Origin of the sequence: Pseudomonas izuensis (assembly GCF_002356535.2) — a bacterium.
In the GTDB taxonomy this organism is placed as follows: Bacteria; Pseudomonadota; Gammaproteobacteria; order Pseudomonadales; family Pseudomonadaceae; genus Aquipseudomonas; species Aquipseudomonas izuensis.
The window spans coordinates 3060654-3071501 of sequence record NZ_AP017423.2; the positions used below are offsets into that span (position 1 = coordinate 3060654).

Genomic DNA, 10848 nt, shown 5'->3' on the forward strand with positions numbered 1-10848 from the left:
GGACGGCGTGTTGTGTCAGGTAGTCTTGCTGAGCACTTCAGTGATGCTGCGGCGCCTGGCGTGCAGTTCGCTGGCATGAATCAGTTGTTCAAGGTCTTCAGGGGTGACGTCGAAGAAGGCTTCCATGTCGGCCAGCGCCAGCTTCAGGTCCTGGGCAGTGATCGCCTGACTATCGGCAGGCGGGTGATCGGCAGGCACCGACGCCACCGGTTCGCTGGCACGCTTGGGGTAACGGATGCGCGTCAGGTTGTTATAGGCCAGGGCGCAAAGCAGCATGATCGAGGCACCCAGCATCACCGGCCCCAGGGCTTTCCAGTCCATGGCAATGGTCGCCGGGTCCGCCAGCACCAGGGTCAACGCCAGCGCGCCGGCCGGTGGATGCAGGCAACGCAGCCAACACATCAGGATCAGCGCCATGCCCGCCGCCAGGCAAGCGCTGCCCAGCGTCCGCCCCAGTACGTGGGCCACCAGCAACGACACCACGCCGGCGCTCAAGTAGCCGCCAATAATCGACCACGGCTGCGCCAGTGCGCCGGACGATACGGCGAACAGCAACACTGCCGAAGCACCCAGCGGACCGATCAGATGCAGTGCCACCTCGATGCCGAACACCTGGCCGCACAGCCAGACGCTGAGCATCGTTCCGAGGGCCATGCCAATGGCGGCACGGCTCCATTCGGTGGGGCGGGTGTTGATGGCGGCGGGCAACCAGCGAGCGAGCATGACGAAACCGTTCCGTAGACAAAAACCTGAGGAAAAAAAAGGGCTTGTCTGGGATATCCAGAAAGCCCTTGAAGTTGTTCCAACTATTGGGGGAGGAACGGGCACAGTGTGCCGTTCAATCCAGATGCTGACAAATTCATATTAATGAAGCTTCAGTTCACTAATTCTGATGTAACGCCACGCGCCGGCCACTCATGAAACACAGGAATCCACCCACCGCAGTAAGCGCGCTCAAGGCGTAGAACATCGTCGGTGCCGGCGTGTGCATCAACAAAAAGCCGCATATCACCGGGCTCAGGGCGCCACCGAGGGCCGCCAGGTTCTGCGCTCCGTAGTAACTGCCGCGCAGCTCTTCCGGTGCCAGGGTGTCGACGAAGAGGAATTCCGCGGGGTAAATGATCATTTCCCCCAGGGTGAAGACGAACATCGCCACGCACCAGCTGAGCATGCTGTCGGCCAGGCTGAAGCCGATCATCCCGAGGATGAACAGGCTGGTCCCGCCGGCAATCCAGTAGCGCAGCTTTTCACGATTGAGGAAACGGCCAATCTGATACTGCAACAGGATCACGCTGATGGCGTTGCAGGCGAGCAGGGCGGCCATGATGTCCAGGGCGCGTTTGGAATCGTGGGTCACCAGCAGGTATTGCGACAGGTACAGGGTGTAACGGCCATGCACCACGGTGCTGAGCAGACAGCCACCCGTGAACATGATCAGCGTGCGGTCGTTCTTGAGGGTCACCAGGGTCTTGAAGAAACTCTGCGGTTGGCCAATGGCCGGGGTCTGCGCCGAATCCTTCGGGATACCGATCATCAGGAAGATGCTGAAGAACGCGATGGCACCGGCAATCAGGAACGGCGCAATCGGGTAGTACCCGGCGATCACCACGCCGAGCATGGGGCCGGTGGCATAGCCAACGTTGGTGAGGGTGTAGCGCAGGGAAAACGCCTTGGCGCGCTGGCTGATGGGCAGGTTTTCGCTGAGGATGGCCTTGGAGCCGATGAGAAACAGCGCCGAAGCCGTCTCGGTGATCACCAGGGTGACGGTGGTCAGGTAGAGGTTTTCGGCGAAGGTCAGCAGCACGAAGCCGATGGCACTGGAGAGCATCGCCAGGATCAGCAACCGGCGTTTTTCCAGGCGATCGATGATGTAGCCGCCATAAAGGGCGAGCAGGGTGGCGATGAACACCGCGATACCGAGCAGCAAGCCAACGTCCTGTTGGTTGAGGCCGAGTTTGTTGCTCAGGAACAACGTGAGCAACGGGCTGGTGATGGCGCGGCTGACGACGATGGTCAGCGAAACGATCATCAACCGGCGGACAATGAGGGAGTAAGTGGCCACGGTGCGTACAAATGTCCTTATTCAGATGTTCAAGTGTTCGACTGGAAACCGTGTCGCTGCCATTCGCGAGCAGGCTCGCTCCCACAATTGGAATGCGTTCCCCTGTGGGAGCGAGCCTGCTCGCGAAGAGGCCCGGTCGGGCGACTCAATCCTCAAGCCAGCCACCGCTCAAGCATGCCCACCGATTCAAGTTCATCCAGCCGCCACAACTGCCCCAGCAATTCTTCGGCCTGCCGCTGCGACATCACTCGCGTCGCCAGGCTGAAAAACTTCTCCTCAAGCGCCGCATCACTCAATGGATTGCCCGGCGCCCCCAACGGCACTTCAACACACAGGCTCGCCTGCCGACCGTCCACGGTCTGCAATGTCACAATGGGCTCGCCATCCTCCGACAGTCGCGGGTCCACTTCAAGGCGAATACGCGACATCCACTGGGCAATTCGAGGATCGCTGCGCAGATCGTCGTCGTAAGCCTGCAATCGGCAATGACCGTGCACCAGCCATACCGCCAGCGCGTAAGGCAGGCTCATCTGCGCCGCCGCCAGGGTGCTGACATCGTGACCGCCGCACATGTCCCGAAGGAACCCGCACACTGAAACCTGAACATCCTCGACCTGATGAGCCTGCGCATTCAATTGCTCAAGCAGCAAGCCCAGGGCATCGATGGCCGAATGGGTGCCACGGCATGAGGCATAAGGCTTGATCGAGCAGCGCGCGAGTTTCCAGACGATGCCGAGGTCGGTGTCCAGCGCTTCAGGCGTGGCCGTCTGCGTAGCGAGCGTCTTGAGGAAACCGCCCCAGACATCCTCAAACAATTGGGTCGGCCCACTGATGCCCTCTCGGGCAAATCGCGCCGCCAGCAACCCACCTTCGGCAGCGCGACCGCTGTGCAGTTTCTTGCTTTGCGAACCGTCGTGGATAAAGGCCCACAGACCACCGCTGAAACTGCCGGCGATACCCAGCGCCGACACGGTTTGCCGTACATCCAGGCCGAGGATGCGCGCACTGGCCGCCGCCGCGCCGAACACGCCACAGGTCGCCGTGGAGTGCCAGCCCGCACCGTTGTGGGCCGAGTAACCGCCGCAGGCTTCGAGGACCCGACGACCGATTTCGTAGCCGATCACCACGGCCGTGATGAACTCGCGGCCGCTCACGGGTTGCCCGGACATCGACACCGCCGCCATCACCGCCGGCAGCACCACGGCACCGGAATGGTCGCAGCCACCGGTGTCATCCAGTTCCAGTGCATGGGCAGCGATGCCGTTGAGCATCGCGGCCTGCGCCGCGCCCATCCGCCCCTGCGTACCCCAGACCAGCGCATGGCCAGTCTCGCCGTCGAATACTTGGCGCGCCTGCTTCGCCACATCGCTGTCGGCCCCGGCCAGGGACGCGCCGAAGGTGTCGAGGATGTGTCGTTTGGCTTGCGCCACCAGCGCCGGTGGCAGGTCTTCAAATCGCGTATCGACGCAGAACTGCGCCAGCCGTTGCATGCGCTCGGTCATAGGAGGTAGTCCCGATAATGCCGTTCATAAACGGACGCCGGATGATCCTCGGTCACGGGCGCCGCTGACTCGGCCCACCATTGGGCGACTTCAGCCCCAGTGGCGATCCACACATCATCGTGCTGCAAGATGCCCTCAAGCAGCTCGCGTAACACGCCGATCCGCCCCGGTGTGGCGATGATTTCCGGGTGCAGGCGCAGCACGTAGCACAGGCCAAACCGATGAAACCCGGCGAAGTCCATTTGCAGGTTACCCAGGGTATGGCTGTAGGAGGCGATCCGCGATTGCGCGGGTGGCACCGCCGGGCTGAGGTTGAAGGCGAAGTAGGGTTCGTCTTCCAGCTCATAGTGCAACGGCAACTCGATCACCTGCGGCGCGGTTGGATGCGCGAACGGCAAATCGTCGCCGCGCCATGATGACGACCAGCGAATGCCTTGATCCTTCAACGCCTCGATGAAACCCGGTGCGCCGTTGCCGGCGGGGATGCGAAACCCGGTCGGACGCTGCCCTGTCAACGCGGCCAACGCCGCGCAACCCTGGGCGATGTCGGCGCTCTGTGTGGCCAGGTCGAGGGTGTCGTAATTCTGATGGCGATACCCGGCGCAGGCTATTTCATGGCCGCCGGCCTGGATCGAACGAAGGTGTTCGGGATTTTCCTCGGCGACGAGACCGGGGACGAACCAGCTGCTGGAGACGCCGAGTTCGCTCAACAGAGCGAGCAAACGCTCGACCCCGCGCTGGGTGCCATAACGCCAGACCGACAGGGTCTTGTCGCGCCCGGCGACTTCCGGGGCCTGGGTGAGAATGCCGTGGATGTCGTTGTAATCGACGGTCAGTACCACGGCGCAGCGATAGCCCTTGGGCCAGACAGTGGACTCAGCCATGGTGATGCTCCTTGAGCCACCACTGGGCGACGTCGCGGCAGGTGGCGAACCACACGTCGTCGCGTTGGCGCATGTGTTCGAAGAGTTTTTCCAGCAACAGGATGCGTCCCGGTTTGCCGGTGATCTTGGGGTGGAACAGGGTGGTCAGGCACAAGCCTTCATCCATCGCCCCATCGTATTCGCGGCACCAGTTGTCGAGGGTCAGTTCGTAGCTGGCGGTGCGGTCCAGCCCCGAGGGGAAGTCCGGGGCACGGGTGTAGGCGATGGACGCGTAGTCGTCCATTTCCCAACGGCCGGGGATTTCCACCAGCGGTGTGGCGTGGCCCGGTACATTCACCAGGTACGGTCGGTCATCGCCGCGCATGCTGCTGGAGTAGGTCACACCGGCCTCCACCAGCATCGCCGGGGTTTCGGCGCGCCAGTCACCGGATGGCGTGCGGAAACCTTCGGCGCGGATGTGCAGGTGCTTCCAGAACACTTCGCGGGACAGCTTCATCACATCCTTCTGCTGTTCCAGCGTCAGGGCGTAGAAGGATTCGTGTTTGTAGCCGTGATACGCCACCTCATGCCCGCGCTCGACAATCGCCTGGCACTGTTTCGGCCAGTTTTCCACGACCCAGGCCGGGACGAAGAACGTCGTCGGGAGGCGGAACTCGTCGAGCAGATCGAGCAGTCGCGGCAGTGCCCGGTAGGGGCCGTAACCGCCAAAGCCGAAGTACTCGGGCTTGCGCCAGATCGAGCCGTTGAGCATGGCATCGCCGGTCGGGCCATCGAGGTCGAAGGCCAGGGCCAGGCAAGCCTTGTGGTTATCCGGCCAGGTGGGTTGGGGTGAGGAGGACATCATGGGTACTCCAACAATCTATAAAAAACACCGATTCCCTTTGGGTGGTCCCTGTGGGAGCAAAGCTTGCTCGCGATGGCGGCATGACAGGCGACATCGTCGTTGAATCTGCCGACGCCATCGCGAGCAAGCTTTGCTCCCACAGGTTGTGTTCCCACAGTGGGTGGTGATTGAGCCCGGTTATTTCCCGGCGTTGACGGTCACGGTCTTGATCGCGCCGAGTTCCAGGTCCCATTTCTTCAGGATCGCCTGGTAGCTGCCATCGTCGATCATGCTTTGCAACGCGACTTTCACCGCTTCGCTCAATTCAGGTTTTTTCTTGCTCACGCCAAGGCCGGTGAACTGCGAAGAGATCGGCAGGCCCACGGTCTTGTACATGTCCTTTTCCTGGGTCTTGAGGTAAGGCAGGGTTTCGCTGCCTTGCATCGCCGCGTCGATGCGGCTCTGGCGCAGTTGCGCGCGGGCGTCGGCCGAGCCTTCGGTGCCGATCACGTTGATCGCCGGTTTGCCGGCGGCTTCACAGTTGGCTTTGCTCCACTCGGCGATTTCCGCCGGGAAGGTGGTACGGCGGCTGGTGCCGACCTTTTTGCCGCACAGGTCGATGATTTCGTTGGTGGCCGCGTTTTTCTGCAGGGTGTAGAACTGCGGGCCGCTGGTGAAGTAGTCCACGAAGGTCACGCTGGCCTGACGCTCCTTGGTGTCGGTCATGCCCGACAGCACCATGTCCACGCGGTCGGTGGTCAGGGCATTGATCATTTGTTCGAAGCCGGTTTCCTGCCATTTGATCTTCACACCCAGGCGCTCGGCCAGGGCGTTGCCCAGGTCAACGTCGAGACCGGTGAGGGTGTTGGTGGCCGGGTCCTTGAAATCCATCGGCGGGTAGTTCGGCATGATCGCGACGACGATCTCGCCCTTGTCCTTGATGCTGGCCGGCAATTCGGCGGCGAAGGTGAAGCTGGAGGCCATCAGGCCTGCGAGTACTGCCGGGATAACGAAGTTCTTCATGGGTCGTTCTCTTATGAGTGTTTTTTTACGCCAACCGGCGTTTAGGTTCGAACGGCAGAAATGAAGCTTTGGGTGCGCGGGTTTTGCGGACTTATTAGTATTTCTTCGGGGCTTCCTGCCTCCACGATCTGCCCGCCGTCCATGAACACCATGCGGTTGGACACTTCGCGAGCGAAGCCCAGTTCATGGGTGACGACGATCATGGTCATGCCGGTCTGCGCCAGATCGCGCATCACCGACAGCACCTCACCGACCAGTTCCGGGTCGAGTGCCGAAGTGGGTTCATCGAACAGCATCAGCTTGGGCCGCATGGCCAGGGCACGGGCAATGGCGACGCGTTGTTGCTGACCACCCGAGAGTTCGATCGGGTAGCTGTTGCGCTTGTCGGCCAGGCCGACGCGGGCGAGCAGTTCCACGGCTTCGTCATGCGCCTCCTTGGGCGAACGCTTGAGCACCTGGCACGGCCCTTCGATGATGTTTTGCAGCACGGTCATGTGCGGGAACAGGTTGAAACGCTGGAACACCATGCCGGTGGACAGACGCTGGCGGGCGATCTGCGACTCATTGAGTTCGTGCAGTTTGTTGCCGACGATGCGGTAGCCCACCAGTTCGCCGTCGACCCACAGGCCGCCCTTGTCGATTTTTTCCAGCTGGTTGACGCAGCGCAGCAGGGTGCTCTTGCCGGAGCCGGAAGGGCCGATGATGCACAGCACTTCGCCTTGCTCGACTTCGATGTTGATGTCCTTGAGCGCGTGGAAGTTGTCGTAGTACTTGTTCAGGCTTACGGCCTTGACGATGCTTCTCATGTCGGATTCCTCAGGAACGCTTGCCGGCGCCGCGGGCGAAACGACGCTCCAGGCGGCTTTGACCGAAGGACAGCACGGTGACCGTGGCCAGGTACCAGATACCGGCGACGATCAGCAGCTCCATCACGCGGGCGTTGGCGTAGTAGATGTTCTGGGCGTTGTAGAGCAATTCCGAGTACTGGATGACGCTCGCCAGCGAGGTCATTTTCACCATGCCGATGAACTCGTTGCCCACCGGCGGAATGATGATGCGCATGGCCTGGGGCAGGATGATCCGGCGCAGCGCTTGCAGGCGCGGCATGCCGATCGACTTGGCCGCTTCGTACTGCCCGGTGTCCACCGAAAGCAGGCCGGCGCGCACCACTTCGGCGGTGTAGGCACCCTGGTTGATGCTGAGGCCCAGCAGGGCGGCCACGAACGGCGTCATCAGGCTCACGGTGTCGACTTCGACCAGGCCGGGGATACCGATGGTGGGGAAGATCAGCGCCAGGTTGAACCACAACAGCAGTTGCAGGATCAGCGGCGTGCCGCGAAACAGCCAGGTGTAGGTCAGCGCCACATAGCGCAGGATCGGGTTGGCCGACATGCGCATGATTGCCGTGATCACCCCGAACACAATGCCCAGGGCCATCGCCAGCACCGCCATGACGATGGTGTTGAGCAGGCCCCACATGATCGCCTGGGATGTGAGGAACTGGCCGATATAGGACCATTCGATCTTGCCTTCGGCGAAGGCGCGTATCAGGCCCAGCAATGCTGCGACGATCACGGCGGCGAAGAACATCCGCCCGTAATAGCGCCGTGGCACGTGTTGATACTGGGTGATATCAAACTGGTTTTCCGCCAGTTTGCGCTCCGCCTGGAGTCGTTCTGCCTGTGTCTGGCTCATGGTTGTTTCTCCGTACACTGTTCTTTCAAGTCCACCTCAACCCTGTAGGAGCAAAGCTTGCTCGCGATGACGGCATGGCAGGCGACATCGTCGTTGAATGTGCCGACGCCATCGCGAGCAAGCTTTGCTCCTACAGGATCGCGTGCTCTATCAGAGGCGGAAGCCCTGATAGTTTTCGGTCCAGGCTTGCTGGGCGGCGAGGGCGGTTTTCAGGCGGCCGATCTGTTCGCGTACCTGTTGTGGCGCGGTACCGCCCCAGCCGCTGCGGGCGGCGATGGCGGCTTCCAGGGTCAAGCTCTCACGCACTTCAGGCGTCAGGCGTGGATCGATTTCGGCCAGCAACGCCGGGGACGCTTCCCACAGTTCGATCTCGTGTTGCTCGCAAGCCTTGACCAGCGCGCCGGTGATCTCGTGGGCTTCCTTGAACGGCACGCCGCGCATCGCCAGCCAGTCGGCGACTTCGGTCGCGAGGGTGAAGCCCAGCGGAGCCTGGCGACGCAGTTCTTCGACATTGACGGTCATGGTCGCCACCATCCCGGCCATCGCCGGCAGCACCAGCAGCAGGGTGTCCACGCTGTCGAGCACACCGTTCTTGTCTTCGCTCAGGTCGCGGTTGTACGACAGTGGCAGGGACTTGAGGGTCGACAGCAGACCGGTGAGGTTGCCGATCAGGCGACCGGCCTTGCCCCGGGCCAGTTCAGCGATGTCCGGGTTCTTCTTCTGCGGCATGATCGAGCTGCCGGTGGCGTAGGCATCGTCCAGCGCGACCCAGCGAAATTGTCGCGACGACCACAGGCAGAATTCTTCGGCCAGGCGCGAGATGTTGATGCCGAGCATGCTGGCGATAAACAGGAATTCGGCAACGTGATCGCGGCTGGCCACGGCATCGATGGAGTTTTCGCAAACACCGCTGTAACCCATTTCTTTCGCCGATTGCTGTGGCAGACGCGCAATGGCGGAACCGGCCATGGCCGCCGCGCCCAATGGCGACAGCGAGGTACGTGCATCCCAGTCCACCAGGCGCTGCACGTCACGCAGCATCGATTGCGAGTGGGCGAGCAAGTGATGGGCGAACACGATCGGCTGCGCCTGCTGCAGGTGAGTGAAACCGGGGCAGATGCTCTCGACGTGTTGCTCGGCCTGATCCACCAGCGCCTGTTGCAGGGCCAACACTTCGACGGCCAGGGTGCGTACATGGTCCCGCAGGAACAGGCGCAGGTCGTTGGCGGTCTGGTCGTTGCGTGACCGGCCGGCGCGCAGCTTGCCGCCCAGGGCACCGAGGCGTTCGGTCAGCAGGCGCTCGATGAAGGTGTGAACGTCTTCGTCGTCCAGGGTCGGGGCAATGTTGCCGGCGCGGAAATCAGCGCCGATACGCTCCAGGGCGTCGAGCATGGTCCGGGTTTCCTGCTCGGTCAGAAGTCCGGCGCGTTGCAGTTCCCGGGCGTGCGCCTTGGAACCGGCGAGGTCGTATGGCGTCAGGCGGAAGTAGCGTTCCGGGCAGCGGGACAGGGCGGCCAGGGCTTCGGACGGACCGCTTTTGAAGCGTGCACCCCAGAGACGGTCGGTGGCTTGGGACATTGTTATTTTCCTCGTCGGTAATGCGAACGAAATCGGTTTGCCAGGCCTGAAAATGCACGCCGAAGTTCGTTCGGCCGTCATCAGGTCAATTAATAATCAGGGGCAGGGGACCAGCGCAGTTGCAAAAGGGCGAGAGCTGATCGAAGTGTCAGCTTTTAATGCTTCGAAATCAGTGGTTTGGCACTGAAGTTCGGAATTTGTTAGTGGTTGCCAAGTCTGGTTTTCTGTGTTCATTATTATTAGGCCAGCTATGTTTTTGTTGTTGGACACAGGTTGTTGAATCGGGCGCCAGAGGTAAATAAGCATTATGGAAACCCCACTTTCCAATTCCGGAAACCCGCCGCCGAAAACGCTGCAACGGGCACCGCTGGCACTCAGCGGGCTGGACTTCAAGCTGCTCAAAGTGTTCAAGGCGGTGGTCGAGGCGGGCGGTTTCAGTGCGGCGCAAAACGAGTTGAATGTAGGGCTGGCAGCCATCAGCAAACAGATTTCCGACCTGGAAATCCGCATCGGCATGCGCCTGTGTACCCGAGGGCGCGAAGGCTTTCACCTGACCGAAGAAGGGCGCCTGGTGTATCAGGCTTCGATTGATTTATTTGCCTCGGTCGATAACTTTCGTGATCGTCTTAGTTCAGCGCAGAACGAACTTATTGGTGATCTTGGTGTGGGGGTTATTGATAATACGATTTCCGATCCGCAATCGCCGTTAGTTGCTGCGCTTAGAGCAATAAACGAGCAGTCACCTAAAGTAAGATTTCAACTTCAAGCATCACAGCTGGATGAGGTAGAGCGGGGCGTTGTCGAGGGGCGACTGGTGGCTGGAATTGTGCCGGTTTATCAACGGCGGGAAGAGTTCGATTACTACCCGTTATATGAGGAGCGTTCTGAGGTTTATTGCGCGGTGGGTCACCCGTTATTCTCGATGCCAAGCGATCAGATGAACAGCAACATGCTCAAGGATTATGAATGCATCAACCATCGCTACGCGATCCATCGGGACAAGCTCAACTTTGCCCACTACGACAGCTTTTCCGCATCGGCGACCCAGGTGGAAGCCGTGGCGCTGTTGATCAGGACCGGTCGTTTCGTGGGTTTTCTACCGCAGCATTACGCCGCGAATTGGGTGGCTCAGGGACAGTTTCGGGCACTGTGCCCGGAGCTGATCCATATCGTCACGCCGTTTAATCTGATCCTGCGTCACAACACTGTGCGCAGCCCGCTGGTCAAGGCATTTGCCAAGGCGTTGGGCGTGGATCTGAAGGCAACAATCTAATGGTTGAA

The 10848-nt window shown here is 61.0% G+C and carries 10 protein-coding genes; 1 reads left to right on the forward strand and 9 read right to left on the reverse strand.

The genetic code is table 11. From position 1 onward, the window contains the following. Nucleotides 1-15: 15 nt before the first annotated feature. From LAB08_RS13750 to argH, 9 genes are all read right to left on the reverse strand, one after another. Nucleotides 16-723: an HPP family protein gene (locus tag LAB08_RS13750; protein ID WP_096511683.1), complete on the reverse strand. Its 708-nt coding sequence runs from the start codon at nucleotides 721-723 to the stop codon at nucleotides 16-18. Between the two features lie 160 nt (nucleotides 724-883). Continuing rightward, nucleotides 884-2062, reverse strand: a complete 1179-nt coding sequence (locus tag LAB08_RS13755) for an MFS transporter (protein ID WP_096511682.1) — start codon at nucleotides 2060-2062, stop codon at nucleotides 884-886. A 152-nt stretch (nucleotides 2063-2214) separates the two neighbouring features. Next, nucleotides 2215-3564 (reverse strand): MmgE/PrpD family protein, encoded by a 1350-nt coding sequence (locus LAB08_RS13760; protein ID WP_096511681.1) that lies wholly within the window; start codon nucleotides 3562-3564, stop codon nucleotides 2215-2217. Further along, entirely contained in the window at nucleotides 3561-4448 is an 888-nt protein-coding gene (locus LAB08_RS13765; RefSeq protein ID WP_096511680.1) for a polysaccharide deacetylase family protein, read from the reverse strand. The genes LAB08_RS13760 and LAB08_RS13765 overlap by 4 nt, the downstream gene beginning before the upstream one ends. Then, on the reverse strand, nucleotides 4441-5289 hold the full coding sequence (locus tag LAB08_RS13770) for a polysaccharide deacetylase family protein (protein WP_096515402.1): 849 nt from the start codon (nucleotides 5287-5289) through the stop codon (nucleotides 4441-4443). The genes LAB08_RS13765 and LAB08_RS13770 overlap by 8 nt, the downstream gene beginning before the upstream one ends. Nucleotides 5290-5469: 180 nt before the next feature. Next, complete coding sequence (locus LAB08_RS13775; RefSeq protein WP_096511679.1) at nucleotides 5470-6294, reverse strand: ABC transporter substrate-binding protein; 825 nt, start codon at nucleotides 6292-6294, stop codon at nucleotides 5470-5472. Nucleotides 6295-6335: 41 nt separating this feature from the next. After that, on the reverse strand, nucleotides 6336-7100 hold the full coding sequence (locus LAB08_RS13780) for an amino acid ABC transporter ATP-binding protein (RefSeq protein ID WP_096511678.1): 765 nt from the start codon (nucleotides 7098-7100) through the stop codon (nucleotides 6336-6338). Nucleotides 7101-7110: 10 nt separating this feature from the next. After that, the gene (locus LAB08_RS13785) at nucleotides 7111-7989 is read right to left on the reverse strand and encodes an amino acid ABC transporter permease (RefSeq protein WP_096511677.1); all 879 of its coding nucleotides are present in this window, start codon (nucleotides 7987-7989) and stop codon (nucleotides 7111-7113) included. 150 nt (nucleotides 7990-8139) lie between these two features. Further along, nucleotides 8140-9567, reverse strand: coding sequence for an argininosuccinate lyase (gene argH, locus LAB08_RS13790; RefSeq protein WP_096511676.1), 1428 nt, complete (start codon nucleotides 9565-9567; stop codon nucleotides 8140-8142). 307 nt (nucleotides 9568-9874) lie between these two features. Between argH and LAB08_RS13795 the strand changes: the two genes are divergently transcribed. Then, nucleotides 9875-10840: a LysR family transcriptional regulator gene (locus tag LAB08_RS13795; RefSeq protein ID WP_096511675.1), complete on the forward strand. Its 966-nt coding sequence runs from the start codon at nucleotides 9875-9877 to the stop codon at nucleotides 10838-10840. Nucleotides 10841-10848: the final 8 nt, after the last annotated feature.

What these genes read in the sequence shown, in the direction of transcription:
- LAB08_RS13760 (WP_096511681.1), bottom strand. Translation starts at nt 3,564, where the DNA reads ATGACCGAGCGCATGCAACGGCTGGCGCAGTTCTGCGTCGATACGCGA.
- LAB08_RS13770 (WP_096515402.1), bottom strand. Translation starts at nt 5,289, where the DNA reads ATGTCCTCCTCACCCCAACCCACCTGGCCGGATAACCACAAGGCTTGC.
- LAB08_RS13750 (WP_096511683.1), bottom strand. Translation starts at nt 723, where the DNA reads ATGCTCGCTCGCTGGTTGCCCGCCGCCATCAACACCCGCCCCACCGAA.
- LAB08_RS13765 (WP_096511680.1), bottom strand. Translation starts at nt 4,448, where the DNA reads ATGGCTGAGTCCACTGTCTGGCCCAAGGGCTATCGCTGCGCCGTGGTA.
- LAB08_RS13775 (WP_096511679.1), bottom strand. Translation starts at nt 6,294, where the DNA reads ATGAAGAACTTCGTTATCCCGGCAGTACTCGCAGGCCTGATGGCCTCC.
- LAB08_RS13785 (WP_096511677.1), bottom strand. Translation starts at nt 7,989, where the DNA reads ATGAGCCAGACACAGGCAGAACGACTCCAGGCGGAGCGCAAACTGGCG.
- argH (WP_096511676.1), bottom strand. Translation starts at nt 9,567, where the DNA reads ATGTCCCAAGCCACCGACCGTCTCTGGGGTGCACGCTTCAAAAGCGGT.
- LAB08_RS13780 (WP_096511678.1), bottom strand. Translation starts at nt 7,100, where the DNA reads ATGAGAAGCATCGTCAAGGCCGTAAGCCTGAACAAGTACTACGACAAC.
- LAB08_RS13795 (WP_096511675.1), top strand. Translation starts at nt 9,875, where the DNA reads ATGGAAACCCCACTTTCCAATTCCGGAAACCCGCCGCCGAAAACGCTG.